This window comes from Mesorhizobium sp. WSM4829, assembly GCF_055811475.1.
Map to the genome: position 1 here is coordinate 22,820 of NZ_JBVVQJ010000023.1, position 16,776 is coordinate 39,595.

Here is a 16,776-nt window from a genome sequence, read left to right on the forward strand (position 1 = left end):
TGCGTGCCTTCTCCCCTTGTGGGAGAAGGTGGATTGGCGCGCAGCGGCAAGACGGATGAGGGGTGTTGGAAGAAACTCAGCGTTGGCGATCCGTCCAACACCCCTCATCCGACCGAGCTTCGCTCGGCCACCTTCTCCCGCAAGGAGAAGGCAAGAAGGCACTACGCCGCGATGAATTCGTTCCAGCGCCTCACCATGTAGCGGTCCTCGTCCATGACCGAGTTCCAGCAGGCGACCTTGCCCATGCGCTCGACGAAGGAGCCGCCGTCACGCACCGCGCCTGCCTTCTCCATGATCTTGCCGTCCGGCGCCATGATGTCGCCCTTGGCCGGCTTGCCGTCGACCCAGTAGCCCCATTCGTCCTCGGACATGAACTGCTTGGCCGTATCCATGGCGGCCGAGTAATAGCCCTGGCGGTTGAGGTAGGCGCCGACCCAGCCGGAGAGGTACCAGTTAATGTACTCGTAGGCGGCGTCGAGTTCGGCGCCCTTGAGGTGCGCCGCCAGGCCAAGTCCGCCGCCCCACGAGCGATAGCCTTCCTTGAGCGGCTGGTACTTGCAGGCGATGCCCTTGGAGCGCACCGCAGCGACGGCCGGCGACCACATCGACTGGATGACCACTTCGCCCGAAGCCATCAAATTGACGCTCTCGTCGAATGATTTCCAGAACGCCCGGAACTGGCCGTCCTGCTTGGCCTTGATCAGGAAGTCGATCGTCTTGTCGATCTCCTCCTTGGTCATGTTGCCCTTGTCGGCATATTTGATGTTGCCCATGGCTTCCATGATCATCGCCGCATCCATGATGCCGATCGACGGGATGTTGAGAATGGCGGCCTTGCCCTTGAAGGCCGGATCCATGATGTCGGCCCAGGTGGTGATGTCGCGGCCGACAAGGTCGGGGCGGATGCCGAGCGTATCGGCGTTGTAGATGGTCGGAACCATCGTCATCCACTGGGTCGGCTGCTTGGCGAAGGTCTTGGCGTCCTGCGCCTCGACGAAGCCGACGGTATGCGGCGCGGTGCCTTGGGCGATGACGCTGTCGGGCGTCAGCTTGCCGGTGATGAACAGCGGTACGATCTTGTCGTAATATTTCAGCTTCTTGACATCCATCGGCTGCATCACGCCGGACGGATAGACCTTCTTGGCGATCCAGTATTCGATGTCGGCGATGTCGTAGCTGTCCGGCTGGGTCACCGCGCGCTGGGCGGCGGCGTCGGAATCGGTCGCAGTCATTTCCAGCGTGATGCCGAGGTCGGCCTTACACTTATCGGCAATGGCGTTGAGGTTCGACACGCCGGTGCCGAACTGGCGCAGGGTGATCGGGTTCTGCGCCCAGATCGTCGGAAACCCTGATATGGCACCCGAACCGGCGGCAAGACCGACGGCGGCAGCACCGGTCTTGAGCAGCGAGCGGCGGGAAATTCCTGTCTTGTTGTCGGTGGTGTTGGTCATGTCAGTTCCCCTGTTTTGATTGATGGTTCTGGTTCAGGAATCGAGACGACCAAGGACGATCGCGTCCTCGGCGTCCCAGGCGATCGGCACCGCGTCGCCGACGGCGACCGGCTTGGCGAAGAAGCTGGTGTCGTCGACGATGACGGTAAAATCCTCAATGCCGGCGCCATTGATCGAGAGTTTTACGGTCGAGCCGCGGTATTCGACGTTGGAAGCGATGCCGGTAAAGCCGAGCCCGGTGGCCAGTGGGTCGCCGATCCGCACATGGTCGGTGCGAATGGCGATATCGATCGGCTCGCCGATCGCCCTGCCCTGGCCGCTGGCCGCAAGCGAGGCCCCACCCGGCACATCGAAGACGACCATGCCGTCGCGGCTGCCGCTGACGCGGCCGCAGACGACGTTGTGATCGCCCATGAAGCGGGCGACGAACGCGGTGGCCGGCCGCTCGAAGACGATGCGCGGATGCGCCGCCTGCTCGATGCGGCCGTCATTCATGACCACAATCAGGTCGGCGAGCGCCATCGCCTCCTCCTGGCTATGGGTGACGTGGACGAAAGTGATGCCGAGCGAGGTCTGCAGCTTCTTCAGTTCCGCCCGCATGCGGATCTTCAGGAATGGATCGAGTGCCGATAGCGGCTCGTCGAGCAGCAGCGCTTCGGGGTCGGTGATCAGCGCGCGGGCCAGAGCGACGCGTTGCTGCTGTCCGCCCGAAAGCTGCGCCGGGCGGCGGCCGGCGTAGCCCTCCATCTGCATCAGCTTCAGCATATCGAGCGCCCTGGCGCGGCGCTGTTCCTTGCCGACGCCCTTCATCTTGAGGCTGAACGCAACATTGTCGATCAGGTCGAGATGCGGAAACAGCGCGTAGGACTGGAACATCATGGCGGTGCCGCGCCTGGCCGGCGGCAAGTCGGTGACCACCGTGTTGCCGAGACGCACGTCGCCGCTCGATATGCTTTCGTGCCCGGCAATCATGCGCAGCGTCGAGGTCTTGCCGCAGCCGGACGGCCCGAGCAGGCAGCAATAGGTTCCCGCGGGGATTTTCAAGCTGATGTCTTCGACGGCGGTCGTTGCGCCATAGATCTTCGAAACGGACACGATGTCGATTTCGGCGGCTTTGGACATCCGGCTTCCTCTCTAAATCAACTTAAGCAAAGCATCATGCATGCCAGTTGCCCCAGATCGGCCTCAAACGATTGATTCCTTGGGAAAATCAGAATTGCCTCCGGCTGCCCCTCGATACGGCATGCCTGAGAATGCACAAATTATAGGCGATCGCCAGCGATTCTCGCAAAAATCGTATGCAATCTTTTCCGGCATCGTATTCACTTTGCCCCTCGTGCAAGCGACCCGATTCAGGGTAGAAGGGTGCCGGGACCACCATCATGAATATAGCCGACCAGACTTTCCCTGCTGTCGACAGTGCCAACGAGGATCGCGCCCAGGCGATCCGCGACCAGTTGCGCGACGCGATCGTCGACCGCCGGCTGGCGCCCGGAACCAAACTGTCGGAAGGCGAGGTCGGCACTTTATTCGATGTCAGCCGCACCGTGGCGCGCGCGGCGCTGCAGATGCTCTCCTTCGAAGGCCTGGTGCGGACCGAGCGCAATCGCGGCGCCTTCGTCGCCAACCCGTCGCCGGAGGAAGCGCGCCAGGTCTTCGCTTCGCGCCGGCTGATCGAGCCCGGCATAGCGATTGCCGCAGCCGGGCGGATGACGCCGGACCATGTCGCTGCCTTCAAGGCGCAGCTCGATGAAGAGGGCCGCTTCATTGCCGAACGCGGACCAAATGCAAGACGCTCGGAAATCAAGGCTTCGGGCGATTTTCACCTGCTGCTGGCTTCGGTTGCCGGAAACGCCATCCTCCAGCGCTTCATGGAAGAACTGGTGGCGCGGTCATCGCTGGTGATCGCGCTCTACGGCCGCTCGGGCGTCTCGAGCTGCGGCCATAGCGAACACATGAATATCCTGGAGGCGCTGGAAAATGGCAATTCCGAACGCGCCAGCGCCCTGATGCTGCACCACATCGACCATATCGAGGCCGACCTCGATCTGCGTGTCAGGAGCGGTCCGGCGCTCAGGCAGGCGCTCGAGTTCTGACGCTCATTTCGACCGGAGGGACGCGAATACCGCGCCCCTCAAAGCCGTTGGGCTCGGACCTTCAGGATCTGGTACAGCAAATCGCGGACGCGCCGCAGCCTCATCGACCATTTCTGGCTCATCTGCTTTCCAGTTCTGTTCGCCGACTGCCTGCGTCTCAAAAAGCCTGGGCCGCCATGGCCATTCCAACCAGCGAAGTGGCGATTCCAGCGGTGCGGACCGTCGTCGGCCAACGAGCCAGCTTGACAGCGGACAGAATGCCGATTGCATGCAGCATCGACGTGGCGAGCATGAAGCCAGCGGCGTAGGCGATGCCGCCGGCGCTCTCGGGACTCTCAAGGCCGTGGGCGTTGCCGTGGAAGAGGCCGAACAGGGCCGTCAGTGCCGCCGCGGCGGCCAGCGGCAGCGGCCTGGCGAGGCCGACCATCGCGCCGAAGACCACAAGCGACAGCGCGATGCCGGTTTCAAGCGAAGGCAGGCCGATGCCGGCCATGCCGAGCAAGGCCCCTGCGACCATGGCCGAGACAAAGAACAGCGGCACAAGGACAATGCTGCGCCCGCCGGCACGGGCGCCGATCATGCCGACTGCAACCATTGCGAGCAGATGATCCATGCCGAACAGCGGATGTTCGAGGCCGGCGAAAAAGCCGTGGACGTGAGCGCCGCCGCTATGGGCAAACGCCAGCGACGGTGTGACGGCGGCGAGAGCTGAAAGGATGCCAAGTCTTGCCAATGTTTTCATGCTTGCGAAAGTTTTCATGGTTGTACCTGCTCTATGAGAGTGACGGGTTTTGGTTTTCAGTGCCCGGGAACGGCGAATTGCGAAGCGGCGGAACGGTCTGCTAGGGAGCGCGCGGCGGCGAAGCCGAGCGGCTTTTGCTCAGCGCCATCGTGATAGATGAAAGCGAGGCGGCGGCGGTGCGATGTCAGGCGCGCCGGCAACGGGTGGTAGGCGACGCCGGTGCCGCCGACGAGCGGCATGACCGCGCCGACGTCGACCAGATCCTCGGTTTCGACGCGCAAGAGATGAAGCCGCACGCCGTCGGCCCTCTCGCCGACAAAGGGTATGCCGGCCAGGCGCAGAAAGCTGGATGGGTCCGGCGCCCGCGCAAAGCCTTCGAGGAAGGCGGTTTCGACAAGATCGAGGTCGACCGATGCGGGATCAACCGGCAGCTTGTGAGCCTGCTCCGGCAGATGCGGCGTCTGCCATTGCAGCGGCTTGCCAGCGGGCCCGTTGTGGCCGGGGGCGTGCGGATGGTCATGATGACCGTTCGGCCCGTGATGATTGTGGCCGCCGTCATGGCCATGATTGTGATGGTGATGATCGTCGTGCATGGTCAAAAACTCACCGGTTTGTCGATGATCGATTTGTGCTTGCCGAGATTGCCGTGGGCGACCATCGAGCCAAGCGCCTCGACGACGACGCGCACGCCGAACAGCGCGGTGATGTCCGACGTGTCGTAGGGCGGCGAGACCTCGACCACTTCCAGCCCGCAAATGCCGGGAGCCGTCACCAGCCCAAGCAGCTTGAGCGCCTCGCGCGGCAGGAAGCCGCCCGGCTCAGGCCAGCCCGTGCCGGGCACGAAACCGCAATCGAGGCTGTCGACGTCGAAAGAGATATAGACGGCGTCGGTGTCCTTCCATGCGAGCTCGAGCGCGATTTCCGCCGCCTTCTCGAGGCCCATCTGCTCAATGTCGGCAATGGTCAGCACGTTGGTGCCGCGTTTTCTCGCCTCGGCGACGCCGTAGCGGGGAACCTGCCAGCCGCCGATGCCGAGCTGCACGAGATTGGTCGCCGAGACGTTCGGCAGGTTGGTCGCCCAGTACCAAGGCGTGGTGTGCATGCGCTCGTCGAGATCCTTTTCCTGGATGTCGATATGGCGGTCGAAATGGATGATGCCGATGCGCTTCGAGGTCACGTCGGCGATGCCGCGCACGCAAGGGAAACCGATCGAGTGGTCGCCGCCCAGCATGATCGGCAGCGCGCCGGACGAAGCGACATGGCTGACGCCCTTGGTGATCTGGTCGAAGCTCTTTTCGAGGTTGGCGGGAATGGTGAAGACGTCGCCGGCGTCGCACAGCGTCATCTGCTCGCGCAAATCGACGCCGAGCTCGTAATTGTACGGCGTGTAGAGCGCCGAGATGCGGCGAATGCCTTGCGGCCCGAAGCGGGTTCCCGGCCGGTAGGTGGTGCCGCTGTCGAAAGGAATGCCAATGACGGCAGCATCATATTTGCCGACATCGCGGACGTTCTCGACATAGGGCGCCTTGAGAAAGGTGTTGATGCCGGCGAAATGCGGCAGCTCGCCGCGTGCGAATGTCGGGATCGACTTGTCGACGATCGACTCCGACCCCGGCAGGCCCATGTCGAGCGCCCATTGCTGCTCCTTGCGCCAGCCGCTTTCCGGCAGCTTGCCCTCGGCCTCGATCGACTTCCAGCCCTGCGTGCCGCGGGCGTCGAAATCGGGGTGGTGAAAACGCTCCCTGGCCGCCCGGGCGACGAGCCCTGCCCGGCGGTGGCTGCGTTCGGGGATATTTCTGGACATTCAAACTCTCCGTTACGACGCCGTCGTCGCCATTGCTGTATCCGGCCGGGTCGTCCCGACCATCGCGGCCACCTTGGCCAAGTGATGAGAGGAAGCCCGGGTCTTGCGATCGAGCCTCAGATCGTAGGTGATCGTCGCGCCGTAAGCCGACGGGAACTGCGGATCGTGGCGCACCTTGTCGAAGACCAGCACGCGGGTGCCGAGCTTGAAGGCCTCGCCGATGTCGTGGGTGACCATCACCACCGTCATGCCATGCTCGGTCCACAGTTCGGTCAGCAGGTCGTGCATCTCGACGCGGATGCCGGGATCGAGCGCACCGAACGGCTCGTCGAGAAGCAGGATCTGCGGACGGCCAAGCAAGGTCTGCGCAATCGCCAGCCGCTGCTGCATGCCGCCGGAGAGCGATGCCGGATAGAGGTCGCGCGCATGGGCAAGGCCAACCCGCGCCAGCATGGCCTCGGCCTGTTGCCTGGCGTTTCTGCGCCTGGCGCCGAAGACGCGGCCAAACGGCCCGCCCGAGCGAAAGTCTTCGACCAGCAGCAGGTTCTGCATGGCGGTCAGATGCGGAAACACCGAATAGCGCTGAAAGACGATGCCGCGCTGCGGCGTCGGCTCGGGCACGATCGGGCCATCGCCGACGATGACGACGCCGCTGCTCTGCTGCTCCTGGCCGAGCAGAATGCGCAGGAACGTCGATTTTCCGCAGCCGCTGGCGCCGACCAGCGACAGGAATTCGCCGGCCTCGGCGGTGACGTTGACCCGCTCGAGCACGCGGGCATCGCCATAACTCTTTTCCAGCCCGTGAACGACGATGCGACTCATCTGGCCTCCACCGGATGCGCCCAAGGGGAGATTGCCCGCGACAGCCGCACCAGCAGCCAGTCGGTGATCACGGCAAGCAGCGTGATCCAGGCGACATAGGGCAGGATGACGTCCATCGAGAGATAGCGGCGGACGAGGAAGATGCGGTAACCCAGCCCTTCGGTCGAGGCGATGGCTTCGGCGGCGATCAGGAACAGCCAGGCCGGCCCGAGCGCCAGCCGCACGCATGTGATGAGGCGCGGCATGATCTGCGGCAGCACCAGCCGCAAGACCATGGTCCAGCTGTTGCCGCCAAGCGTCTGCGCCTTGGCCACCAACTCTGGTGGCAGTTCCATCACCCGGTTGGCGATGTCGCGCACCATCACCGGCGCGACGCCGACGGCGATCAGCGTGATCTTGGCCGTTTCGCCGAGACCGAGCGCGATGAACAGGATCGGCAGCAGCGCCAGCGGAGGGATGACGCAAACGACGGTGACGAACGGCAGCAGGAACGCCCGCACCCGCGGGATGAAGCCGATGGCAATGCCGAGCGAAAGCGCGGCGACCGTCGCAACGCCCACGCCCGCGAACAGCCTGAGGAGACTGGCATAGGTGTCGACCCACAGGATGAGGTCGCCCGAGCGCTTGTCCGGCACCGTGGCAAGGTCAAGAAAGGCCGACCACATCTGTACCGGCGAAGGCAGCAGCTTGTCGCTGGGATTGACCACCAGTCGTTGCGCCGAAGCGAAGAGATAGGCGATCGCCACGAACAGGAACGGCAAGCCGCCGAGGAACAAGGCGCCGCCGCGCGAAACCTTCGCATTGATCATGCGAAGGCGCACCCTCGGCCTCGGCCGGGAAGGGCGCGTGGTGCCCTCCCCGCCCGTCGCGGAGACTTCAACCCTGGCACTCATTCCCCTGGCCAGCATGTCGGGTCAGGGCGTCGCGGTGGCCGCCTCGGCCATGAAGGCTGGATCGAAACGCAGCTTGACGTTGTTGGCGTCGCCCAACGTCGATCCGTCGGCAAAGCTCATGCCGACCACGTCGACACTCGCCGCATTGGTGCCGAGAATGCCGTGGCTGAACAGGAAGTTGCGGACAAGATCCATTGTCTTCGGCAATTCGCTGCCATTGGTGAACTCGACCGCCTCGGCGGGGTCGAAGAACATTGCCGTCGAGGCAAGCTGCGCGTCGAAGCCGGCGAGGTCGGTGCCGGACGCCTTGGCCATCTCCTCCTTGGCTGCCTTGCCTTCCGGCGTGTCGGAGGTCATCAGCTCCATCACCTCGTACCACGCGCCGACAAGCGCCTTGCCCAATGCCGGATTGTCCTTCAGCGTCTCGGTGTTGACGACCATCATGTCGATGATCTCACCGGGAATCTGCGCGGAATCGAACACCTTGTGCGCACCCGGCATGGCGACGATCTCGGAAACCAGCGGGTTCCAGGTAACGACCGAGGTGACGTCGCTGGTGCCATAGGCGGCGACCATGTCGGCGTCGGATGTGTTGACGACGGTGATGTCCTTCTCGGCGAGCTTGACCGTGTCCAGCGCCCGCGCCAGCAGGTAATGCGAGACGGAGAGCTCGACGAGATTGACCTTCTGGCCGGCAATATCGGCGAGCGCTGCCTTGTCCTTGAGGATCACCGCATCATTGCCGTTGGAGAAGTCGCCGATGATCAAAGCGGTGGTGTCGACGCCGCCGCCTGCGGGGATCGACAGCGCGTCCATGTTGGTCATCGAACAGCCGTCGAAACCGCCGGCGGTGTACTGGTTGATGCTTTCGACATAGTCGTTGATGCGGGTGATCTCGACATTGATGCCGTTTTTGTCGGCCCATTTCTTCATGATGCCGCTATCGGAGAGATAGCCCCACGGCATCCAGCCGACATAGATCGACCAGCATATCTTGAAGTCTTTCTTGGGCGCCGCGCCGGCGGCGGAAACGATGGGAAGGCTGAGTGATGCGGCTAGGATGATTGCGGCCAGCTTGCGAAGCATTGCGTACCCCTGTTCGCGATCCGGATTGCGACCGGACTTAACGTTGGGATTTGCGAGCGCGCATCCGGGAGAGGTTCGCGCCAGCAAACCCGTGCAGGGTTCTCCCGGGATTTTGGCCCGCCGTGTTCCGCCGGATGCCTCAGTGCATCCCTGGCGGTCGCATCTCTTGGACCAGCACCGCTGTGTTGCGGCCGGAACCCTAGACGCTCTGCACATCACCAACGAAGCAAGGAGCATGCCAAGCCTAATTGTGCCAAAAGGCCGGCATTTGTGGAGCTGTGCGGCTTCGAGATTTGTCCGAGTGACGCAAAAATCATCGCATCGCCGAAGGATTGGGCAGTTTTTGCCTGATAGCTGCTAGTGGTCAAAATCTGACGCTTGCTTCCGGGGCCGTTAGCCCCCTCAGGGTGGGAAGGAGACCTAACTCACCAACTCTCCGACGGCGCAGTGGGCCATGAGCGGTCACTCAACCATTCGGGAACGAGCGGCAGCTTTGCGCGAGAGCGGACCATGGGAATTGATATGACGGTCCGCTTGTCAGTTCGAAGAGGTACGCGGTCGGGCGGTCGAGCCGCGGACCACCAGTTCGATCGGCATGACGATTTGCTGTGGGGGACCGTTCGCTAATACCATCGCGGCGGCAAGCCGCCCTTTCCCGACAATGTCCTGCGCCACTGTCGTTAGAGGGGGCCTGGTGCGTGCGGCTTCCGCTGTGCCATCGAAGCCCACGACCGACACGTGCTCGGGTATGCTTATGCCGCGACGAACTGCTTCGTCCAGCACTGTGATTGCCTGCCAGTCCGACATAGTCAGGATTGCGGTCGCATCCGGAACTCGATCGAAAACGACAGCTCCGGCAGTAGGCTCCCCGGGCGTGGTCTCGATGATCGGGACATCATCGATCGACAGATTGATCGTGGCCAAGCCTTTGGCGAAGCCCTTGAGCCTTTCGTGGTCGAGCTGAAATCCGGCAGTGATCGTGCGCCTGCGTTTGCCGGGCATGTGGACGATCGGCGGCCCGGATGTGCGCCGGACGGACAGGATCACAAAATGACGGTGCCCGAGAGCAGCCAAGTGCCCGACGGCCATCAGCGCGCCGTTCCTGCCATCGATCCGGATCGAATTGATGTCCGGGCCGGCGTCGCTTTCGAGGATGACAAACGGCAGGCGCCGGCGCTGCGCCGAGGTGATCAGGTCGATGTCTGCGCTGTGACCCAAAATGAAGCCGTCGACCAACGCCTCCCGGATGGCGGAGGTGCGCGTTTCGTTCGTGCCATTGACCAGACTCAGCGTCGCCCCGGCCTCGTCGCATGCAAGCGAAACGCCAAGCACCAGCTCTCGCCCGTATGGGCTTCTCATCATGTCGGCAATGGCATAGGCGCCCGGCGGCATAAACCCGATAGCGTTGAACTTGCCGTCACGCAGCACTCGTCCTCTGGGGTCAGGGCCATCATAACCAAGCTGGTGCGCCGCAGCTTGGACGCGTTCGCGCACGTCGGCCCGCACGAGGTCCGGGTGATTGAAGACATTGGAGACAGTACCGCGGGAGACTCCAGCGACGCGCCCGACATCGGCGAGGGTTGGCATTTTGGGACCATTCATTCCTGCACTTAAGCCAATTTCTTGGAGCGCTCCAAGTTTTTTCTTGACTCGCTGCGAGAAGAGGCAGAATTTGCGTTTGGAGCGCTCCAATACAGCGGAATGGGTAGGTTGATCGGCATTCGAAGCCGACGACGGCTTATTGTGCCCACCCTCTGAACCTTTGAGCGCCAGATCACCACGGAGGATAGGATGGCTGCGACCAATGGTGCCCCGACCTCACTCGTCGGGAAGACTTTCGACTGCGCGTTCGGCCCGTTCGTGCCAAGGCTAACGGTCTTGTCGCCGACAGAATTGCGCGTGCGGGCAACTATCGGCGCGACTGAGATCGACGAGGTGGTGAGGAGCGATGTGACTGGTGTCCGTCCGGGTCTCTTCATCATGAGTTGGACCGAGCAGAGCGGTAACTTCGTGGTGCAGGTTCAGGATCACGAGAACAAAGTCGTTCACAATTATGCGCGGCTCGCTGACGGGCAGCTATTCTGCGCGCAAGGCGCGATTCAACCAGTTCCAGCGGTTTGATCGGCCGCTGTTGTAGCGGCCGATCTCACGCCATACAGATCGAAATTGAGAAGACGCGACCTAGACGCCTATCAATAGATGGGTGGCACCGATGGAGGAGAACATGGCCATGACCGGTAACATCAACCAGATCGATCCAGCTCAATGGGATCCGGCATTCGATGCCGTTGCGGCCGCGCCGGCCAATCACAAAGTACTCTTCGAGAACGATAATTTGCGAGTGCTTGAGGTTACGCTGCAGGCTGATGAGGAAGAACCGATCCACCACCACCGCTGGCCTTCTGTCTTCGTATTCGACTCCGTTGGTGGGCCAATCCATGATATTTCCCCGGACGGCACCGTCTTGCCGGACAATCGCGACGTGATCCGGGCGATCGAAGCATGGGATGGCAAAGGGTGCCTGGTTGTCCATCCGATGGCCCCGCAGCCAGCGGGACGGGTGCTCAACAAGAGCGGCAAGCTCGTGCATGGCATCCGAATCGAGATGAAGTCGTAGTCGGACAACCTCTCTCGCTTGGAGCAATTGAGCGCGAAGCGGTCGCTGGAAATCGAATGCCGGGCGTCTGTGCCCGCATCGGAGAAAGATCCGAGTGAACGAGGCAGGACCACTCGGAGGTCCGGCTAGCAAATGGCTCGGCGGTGGCGGCAAAGAGGCGGCATCGCAAAGTAGGACGATCGCGTCGACCGGCGCTCAATACTTGTCGGCGATGGTCGGCTTGGCTTCCCATTAGCTGTGAGCTGAACGAATGACGAGGTTGGGGTCAAAACGGTATTCCGTTTCGGTTACCAAGCGTCAGGTTTTGTCCACTAGGAAGACATCCCGATCGAATCCGCCGGTTTCATCGGGTCGACCGCGGCAAAGACGGCGCTCGCCTCGCTGACGATGGAGACGTGATCCTTGGCTGCTTGCCCTGCGGCGGCGCCGTCACCGCGCATGATTGCGGTAACGATGACGTCATGCTCCTGCCAGGATTTGGCCAAGCGCCCCGGCAGCATGAATTGCGCGCGCCGGAACGGCGCCAGCCGGCTGCGGGTCATCACGGTCAGTTCATAGATGTGCTTGCTGTGCGCCCCGCGATAGAGCCGCGTGTGGAACTCGGTGTTGAAATACTCGTAGTCCTCCTCCGCACCCAGTTGCACGAGGCGCGCCGATGCCTGGTGCTCGATTTCGAGCGCTCGGCGCTCGGCGGTGGTCATGCGCTCGGCTGAAAACCGTGCGCAAATCGCTTCAAGCTCGGCCATGCTCTCGAACATCGAGGCAAGATGCTCCTGCGTCACCACGGCGACGGTGGCGCCGCGGTTGGGCCGCCTTTCGACCAACCCCATGGCGCTCAGCCGGCCAAGCGCCTCCCTGACGGGGGTGCGCGACACATCGAAACGGGCAGCCAGCGAGGCCTCGTCGAGCTTTTCGCCGGGGCGCAGGAAGCCGGTGACGATCCGGTCACCGATCGCCCTCACCATCTGATCGACGGTCGTGCCCGACCTGATCAAGCTGCGCTTCCCCGACAATTCTCCTCCGTCAGTCTTTTTCGCGGCGTGCCGCAAGTGGCTCGCCGGAAGTTTCGACTCGGGCGCGCCCTCTATGCCTCTATTTTAATCTAGATGTCAAACTGGCTAATTGAAAGGCAAAAAGTGCATGCAATTGCCTTTCGCTTGGGCACGGCAAATCGGCATGCCAACTGATTTAATTGGATAAAATCCAGATTTTGAACTGGCACAGCGATTGCATGCACTTTTACGAGAAGGGAATTAAATCGACCCGGAAAGGGTTCAACAGGGAGCATTCACATGACCGAGAGATTCATGCTTAGCCGCCGCGAGCTGCTCAAGACCTCCGCCGCCGGAGCGGCGCTCGGCCTGGCCTCGGCGTCATTCCCGATCAGCAGGGCATTCGCCGCTGCCGTCACTGTCGGCTTCATCTATGTCGGACCGAAGGACGACTACGGCTACAACCAGGCGCATGCCGAGGGTGCCGCCACATTGAAGGCCATCGAGGGCATCTCCGTGGTCGAGGAGGAGAACGTCCCCGAAACGGTCGATGTCCAAAAGTCGATGGAATCGATGATCAACCTCGACGGCGCCTCGCTGATCTTCCCGACCTCCTTCGGCTATTTCGATCCGCACATGCTGGCCATGTGCGCGAAATTCCCCGACGTGCAGTTCCGCCATTGCGGCGGCATGTGGAACAAGGACAAGCATCCGATGAATGCCGGTTCCTATTTCGGCTATATCGGCATGGGCCAGTATCTCAACGGCGTCGCCGCCGGCCACGCCACCAAGACCAAGAAGATCGGCTTCGTCGCGGCAAAGCCGATTCCGCAGGTCCTGCTCAACATCAACTCCTTCCTGCTCGGCGCACGCTCGGTCGACCCGGCAATCACCTGCCAGGTGATCTTCACCGGCGAATGGTCGCTGGCGGTCAAGGAGGCGGAGGCCACCAATGCACTGGTCGATCAGGGTGCCGACGTCATCACCTGCCATGTCGACAGCCCGAAAGTGGTGGTCGAAACGGCGGCGGGGCGCGGCGCCTTCATCTGCGGCTACCATGCCAATCAGAGCCCGCTGGCACCCGAAAAATACCTGACCGGCGCGGAATGGAACTGGGCGAAGGTCTACAAGATGTTCGTCGACGACCTCGTGGCCGGCAAGCCGCTGCCCAATTTCACGCGCGGCGGACTGGCCGACGGCTTCGTCAAGATGAGCCCGCTCGGCCCCGCCGTCAGCGAGGCGGCGCGCGCACAGTTCGACGGCACGCTCGCCGAAATGATGAAGGGCGGCTTTTCGGTGATCAAGGGGCCGTTGAAGAACAACAAGGGCGATGTCGTCGCAACCGAGGGCCAGACCTTCGTCGAAGCCGCGATCGAACTGGAAAGCATGGACTATCTCGTCGAGGGTGTCGTCGGCTCGACCGCTTGAGCATGGATCGGAGACGGGGGCCATGGCAGACACCGTGAGCAGCGCGAGCGTGCCAGTGATGCTCGGCGCCCGGAGCTATCCGACGGCGCTCGAATGGATCGCCCGGCGGGCGGAAGCCCTCGTCATCCCGCTCGCGGCCCTGATTGTCGGCATGGCCCTGTTCAGCCTGTTCATCGCGCTGGTCGGCAAATCGCCGGCGCAGTTCTATGAAACGATGTGGCGCGGCGGCTTCGGCTCGTGGTTCTCGGTCCAGAACTCGCTGTCGCGGGCCGCACCCTTGCTGCTTGCGGCGCTCTGCGTGGCACTGCCGGCCCGGCTCGGCCTTGTCGTCATCGGCGGCGAAGGCGCGATCGTGCTGGGCGGCGTTGCCGCGGCTGCCATGGGCGTGGCCGCCAGCGGCGCCCCCGCCTTTTTTGTTATTCTTGTCATGGGCGTGGCGGGCCTGGCCGCCGGCGGCATCTGGATCGGTGCTGTCGGCGCGCTACGCCACTACCGTGCCGTCAACGAAACCATATCGAGCCTTTTGATGGCCTATATCGCCATCGCCCTGATGAACCATCTGGTGGAAGGACCGCTGCGCGATCCCGCCTCGCTCAACAAACCGTCGACCGAGCCGTTGGCTGAGGCCTACCGCATCGGCAACATTCCCGGCATGGACGTGCATTGGGGCCTGGTCGTCGGCATCATCGCCTGCATTCTGTCCTGGCTGCTGATCGAAAAGACCCGCTGGGGGTTCGCCGCCCGCATCGCTGGCGGCAATGTCAGGGCAGCCCAGGTGCAGGGACTTGCCGTTGGACCGCTGATTGTCGGTTTCACCGCGCTGGCCGGCGGCTGTGCCGGCCTTGCCGGCATGCTCGAAGTCGCCGCCGTGCAAGGCAGCGCCAACGCCTCGCTCGCCGCCGGCTATGGGTATACCGGTATCCTGGTCGCCTTCCTCGCCCGCCACAATCCGCTCGCCATCATCCCGGTCGCCTTCCTGCTTGGCGGCATCGACGCCTCCGGCGGGCTGATCCAGCGCCGCATGGACCTGCCCGATGCCACCGTGCTGGTGCTGCAGGGCATGCTCTTCGTCGTCATCCTGTTCAGCGAAACCTTCTACGGCCGCTTCAAGGCCTTCAATCCCGACCTCTGGCAGAGGGGTGATCTCTTGAAGAGGCCCGATCTCCTGAAGGGAACTGCCTGATGGGCGCAACCGAGATCGGCCTCTGGGGCGTCCCGCTCGCCATGCTCGGCGGCGCCATCCGGGTGTCGACGCCCTTCATCTTCGTGTCGCTGGGCGAAGCCATCACCGAGCGTTCGGGCCGCATCAATCTCGGTCTCGAAGGCACACTGGTGTTCGGCGCGATGACCGCCTATGCCATCGCGGTGATGACCGGCTCACCATGGCTCGGCCTGCTGGCCGCCGCCGTGGCCGGTCTTTGTTTCGGCCTGTTCCACGGCTGGATCTGCAAATTCCGTGGCGTTAACGACATCGCCATCGGCATTGCGCTGATGCTGTTCGGCTCGGGTCTCGCCTTCTTCTTCGGCAAACCGTTCATCCAGCCCTCGGCGCCCGACCTGCCGGCCATCCCGTTTGGCGGCTGGTCCGACGTTCCGCAAGTGCAGGCGGCGCTCAACATCAATGTGCTGTTCCTGATCGGCGCAGCACTTGCCGTATTCCTGTGGTGGGCTTTCCGCAACACCCGGGCCGGCCTGATCCTGCGCGTGGTCGGCGACAGTTCCGATGCCGCGCGCGCCATGGGCCTCAACCCGAATACGGTGCGCCTCATCGCCACCGGCATCGGCGGCGCGCTGGCCGGAATCGGCGGCGCTTATCTGTCGCTCTACTATCCCGGCAGCTGGACCGAAGGCATTTCGTCGGGCCAGGGGCTGATGGCGGTGGCGCTGGTCATCTTCGCGCGCTGGAACCCGCTCGGCTGCTTTGCCGCCGCGCTGCTGTTCGGCGGGGCCGGCGCGCTGGGGCCGGCGCTGCAATCGGTCGGCGTCACGCAAGGCTACTATCTGTTCTACGCCGCACCCTACATTCTCACCCTCGTCATCATGATCGCCACCTCGTCGCCGAGCCGTTCGCTGGCCGGCGCGCCGGGCGAACTGTCGATCACCAAATGACGTTTCCAGACTGGAGTTTTTCTCAATGAACGCCAGAGCCGAGGTCACGCAGCGCTACATCGATGCCGATCCCTATCCATGGCCCTACAATGGCGAGCTTCGGCCCGACAACACGGCGCTGATCATCATCGACATGCAGACCGATTTCTGTGGGCCGGGCGGCTATGTCGATCATATGGGCTACGATCTCTCGCTGGTGCGGGCGCCGATCGAACCGATCAGATCGGTGCTGTCTGCCATGCGGGCGAAGGGCTACACCATCATTCATACGCGAGAGGGCCACCGGCCCGATCTCGCCGACCTGCCGGCCAACAAGCGCTGGCGCTCGCGCCGCATCAATGCCGGCATCGGCGACCCCGGACCCTGCGGGCGCATCCTGGTGCGCGGCGAGCCGGGCTGGGACATCATCCCCGACCTCTATCCGGCCGAAGGCGAGCCGATCATCGACAAGCCGGGAAAGGGCTCGTTCTGCGCCACCGACCTGGAACTGATCCTCAACCAGCGCGGCATCGAAAACATCGTGCTGACCGGCATCACCACCGACGTCTGCGTGCATACGACGATGCGCGAAGCCAACGACCGCGGCTTCGAATGCGTGATGCTGGAGGATTGCTGCGGGGCGACCGACTACGGCAACCATCTCGCCGCGATCAAGATGATCAAGATGCAAGGCGGCGTGTTCGGCGCGGTGTCCAATTCGGCGTCCTTCGTCGCCCAGTTGCCATGAGGTTCGATC

Annotated in this window: 17 protein-coding genes and 1 riboswitch; of the genes, 7 read left to right on the top strand and 10 right to left on the bottom strand. The window is 63.1% G+C overall.

The features are described 5' to 3' along the window. Nucleotides 1-161 precede the first annotated feature (161 nt). Nucleotides 162-1,451, bottom strand: coding sequence for an ABC transporter substrate-binding protein (locus AC0L17_RS21360; protein WP_287304847.1), 1,290 nt, complete (start codon nucleotides 1,449-1,451; stop codon nucleotides 162-164). 33 nt (nucleotides 1,452-1,484) lie between these two features. Beyond that, nucleotides 1,485-2,573: an ABC transporter ATP-binding protein gene (locus tag AC0L17_RS21365; RefSeq protein ID WP_473517281.1), complete on the bottom strand. Its 1,089-nt coding sequence runs from the start codon at nucleotides 2,571-2,573 to the stop codon at nucleotides 1,485-1,487. 260 nt (nucleotides 2,574-2,833) lie between these two features. Here AC0L17_RS21365 and AC0L17_RS21370 point away from each other — a divergent pair, with 260 nt between their 5' ends. Next, nucleotides 2,834-3,547, top strand: a complete 714-nt coding sequence (locus AC0L17_RS21370; RefSeq protein ID WP_023800160.1) for a GntR family transcriptional regulator — start codon at nucleotides 2,834-2,836, stop codon at nucleotides 3,545-3,547. A 157-nt stretch (nucleotides 3,548-3,704) separates the two neighbouring features. Here the strand turns inward: AC0L17_RS21370 and AC0L17_RS21375 are convergent, their stop codons facing one another. The 7 genes from AC0L17_RS21375 to AC0L17_RS21405 form a co-directional block, all read right to left on the bottom strand. Continuing rightward, nucleotides 3,705-4,307: a HupE/UreJ family protein gene (locus tag AC0L17_RS21375; protein ID WP_473517282.1), complete on the bottom strand. Its 603-nt coding sequence runs from the start codon at nucleotides 4,305-4,307 to the stop codon at nucleotides 3,705-3,707. Between the two features lie 38 nt (nucleotides 4,308-4,345). Next, a complete protein-coding gene (locus tag AC0L17_RS21380) occupies nucleotides 4,346-4,882 on the bottom strand; it encodes a hypothetical protein (RefSeq protein WP_473517283.1) in 537 nt (178 codons plus the stop codon). 2 nt (nucleotides 4,883-4,884) lie between these two features. Next, nucleotides 4,885-6,093 carry an agmatinase family protein gene (locus AC0L17_RS21385; protein ID WP_077381532.1) on the bottom strand — a complete coding sequence of 403 codons (1,209 nt, stop codon included), beginning with the start codon at nucleotides 6,091-6,093 and terminating at the stop codon, nucleotides 4,885-4,887. Between the two features lie 12 nt (nucleotides 6,094-6,105). After that, nucleotides 6,106-6,915: an ATP-binding cassette domain-containing protein gene (locus AC0L17_RS21390; protein WP_287049423.1), complete on the bottom strand. Its 810-nt coding sequence runs from the start codon at nucleotides 6,913-6,915 to the stop codon at nucleotides 6,106-6,108. Then, nucleotides 6,912-7,724, bottom strand: coding sequence for an ABC transporter permease (locus AC0L17_RS21395; protein ID WP_473517284.1), 813 nt, complete (start codon nucleotides 7,722-7,724; stop codon nucleotides 6,912-6,914). Before AC0L17_RS21395 ends, AC0L17_RS21390 begins: the two co-directional genes overlap by 4 nt. 105 nt (nucleotides 7,725-7,829) lie before the next feature. Next, a complete protein-coding gene (locus AC0L17_RS21400; RefSeq protein WP_473517285.1) occupies nucleotides 7,830-8,894 on the bottom strand; it encodes a putative urea ABC transporter substrate-binding protein in 1,065 nt (354 codons plus the stop codon). A gap of 99 nt (nucleotides 8,895-8,993) precedes the next feature. Beyond that, a riboswitch (guanidine-I (ykkC/yxkD leader) is annotated at nucleotides 8,994-9,108 on the bottom strand. 323 nt (nucleotides 9,109-9,431) lie between these two features. Continuing rightward, nucleotides 9,432-10,481, bottom strand: a complete 1,050-nt coding sequence (locus AC0L17_RS21405) for a LacI family DNA-binding transcriptional regulator (protein ID WP_473517286.1) — start codon at nucleotides 10,479-10,481, stop codon at nucleotides 9,432-9,434. A 204-nt stretch (nucleotides 10,482-10,685) separates the two neighbouring features. Between AC0L17_RS21405 and AC0L17_RS21410 the strand changes: the two genes are divergently transcribed. Both AC0L17_RS21410 and AC0L17_RS21415 read left to right on the top strand, forming a co-directional pair. Beyond that, nucleotides 10,686-11,015, top strand: coding sequence for a MoaF-related domain-containing protein (locus AC0L17_RS21410; RefSeq protein WP_473517287.1), 330 nt, complete (start codon nucleotides 10,686-10,688; stop codon nucleotides 11,013-11,015). A gap of 109 nt (nucleotides 11,016-11,124) precedes the next feature. After that, nucleotides 11,125-11,511, top strand: a complete 387-nt coding sequence (locus AC0L17_RS21415) for a hypothetical protein (RefSeq protein WP_473517288.1) — start codon at nucleotides 11,125-11,127, stop codon at nucleotides 11,509-11,511. Nucleotides 11,512-11,822: 311 nt separating this feature from the next. Here the strand turns inward: AC0L17_RS21415 and AC0L17_RS21420 are convergent, their stop codons facing one another. Continuing rightward, the gene (locus AC0L17_RS21420) at nucleotides 11,823-12,506 is read right to left on the bottom strand and encodes a GntR family transcriptional regulator (protein WP_473517289.1); all 684 of its coding nucleotides are present in this window, start codon (nucleotides 12,504-12,506) and stop codon (nucleotides 11,823-11,825) included. Nucleotides 12,507-12,803: 297 nt separating this feature from the next. Here AC0L17_RS21420 and AC0L17_RS21425 point away from each other — a divergent pair, with 297 nt between their 5' ends. The 4 genes from AC0L17_RS21425 to biuH are packed head-to-tail and all read left to right on the top strand — an operon-like array spanning nucleotide 12,804 to nucleotide 16,767. Next, on the top strand, nucleotides 12,804-13,931 hold the full coding sequence (locus tag AC0L17_RS21425; RefSeq protein WP_287245423.1) for a BMP family ABC transporter substrate-binding protein: 1,128 nt from the start codon (nucleotides 12,804-12,806) through the stop codon (nucleotides 13,929-13,931). A 22-nt stretch (nucleotides 13,932-13,953) separates the two neighbouring features. Next, a complete protein-coding gene (locus tag AC0L17_RS21430; protein WP_473517290.1) occupies nucleotides 13,954-15,114 on the top strand; it encodes an ABC transporter permease in 1,161 nt (386 codons plus the stop codon). After that, a complete protein-coding gene (locus tag AC0L17_RS21435) occupies nucleotides 15,114-16,040 on the top strand; it encodes an ABC transporter permease (protein ID WP_473517291.1) in 927 nt (308 codons plus the stop codon). The genes AC0L17_RS21430 and AC0L17_RS21435 overlap by 1 nt, the downstream gene beginning before the upstream one ends. Nucleotides 16,041-16,065: 25 nt before the next feature. Beyond that, nucleotides 16,066-16,767, top strand: coding sequence for a biuret amidohydrolase (biuH, locus tag AC0L17_RS21440; RefSeq protein WP_123146849.1), 702 nt, complete (start codon nucleotides 16,066-16,068; stop codon nucleotides 16,765-16,767). Nucleotides 16,768-16,776 lie beyond the last annotated feature (9 nt).

Coding starts and splice junctions, on each gene's coding strand:
- AC0L17_RS21400 (WP_473517285.1), bottom strand. CDS start 8,894: ATGCTTCGCAAGCTGGCCGCAATCATCCTAGCCGCATCACTCAGCCTT.
- AC0L17_RS21385 (WP_077381532.1), bottom strand. CDS start 6,093: ATGTCCAGAAATATCCCCGAACGCAGCCACCGCCGGGCAGGGCTCGTC.
- AC0L17_RS21435 (WP_473517291.1), top strand. CDS start 15,114: ATGGGCGCAACCGAGATCGGCCTCTGGGGCGTCCCGCTCGCCATGCTC.
- AC0L17_RS21365 (WP_473517281.1), bottom strand. CDS start 2,573: ATGTCCAAAGCCGCCGAAATCGACATCGTGTCCGTTTCGAAGATCTAT.
- biuH (WP_123146849.1), top strand. CDS start 16,066: ATGAACGCCAGAGCCGAGGTCACGCAGCGCTACATCGATGCCGATCCC.
- AC0L17_RS21380 (WP_473517283.1), bottom strand. CDS start 4,882: ATGCACGACGATCATCACCATCACAATCATGGCCATGACGGCGGCCAC.
- AC0L17_RS21410 (WP_473517287.1), top strand. CDS start 10,686: ATGGCTGCGACCAATGGTGCCCCGACCTCACTCGTCGGGAAGACTTTC.
- AC0L17_RS21360 (WP_287304847.1), bottom strand. CDS start 1,451: ATGACCAACACCACCGACAACAAGACAGGAATTTCCCGCCGCTCGCTG.
- AC0L17_RS21395 (WP_473517284.1), bottom strand. CDS start 7,724: ATGATCAATGCGAAGGTTTCGCGCGGCGGCGCCTTGTTCCTCGGCGGC.
- AC0L17_RS21375 (WP_473517282.1), bottom strand. CDS start 4,307: ATGAAAACTTTCGCAAGCATGAAAACATTGGCAAGACTTGGCATCCTT.
- AC0L17_RS21430 (WP_473517290.1), top strand. CDS start 13,954: ATGGCAGACACCGTGAGCAGCGCGAGCGTGCCAGTGATGCTCGGCGCC.
- AC0L17_RS21425 (WP_287245423.1), top strand. CDS start 12,804: ATGACCGAGAGATTCATGCTTAGCCGCCGCGAGCTGCTCAAGACCTCC.
- AC0L17_RS21390 (WP_287049423.1), bottom strand. CDS start 6,915: ATGAGTCGCATCGTCGTTCACGGGCTGGAAAAGAGTTATGGCGATGCC.
- AC0L17_RS21370 (WP_023800160.1), top strand. CDS start 2,834: ATGAATATAGCCGACCAGACTTTCCCTGCTGTCGACAGTGCCAACGAG.
- AC0L17_RS21405 (WP_473517286.1), bottom strand. CDS start 10,481: ATGCCAACCCTCGCCGATGTCGGGCGCGTCGCTGGAGTCTCCCGCGGT.
- AC0L17_RS21415 (WP_473517288.1), top strand. CDS start 11,125: ATGACCGGTAACATCAACCAGATCGATCCAGCTCAATGGGATCCGGCA.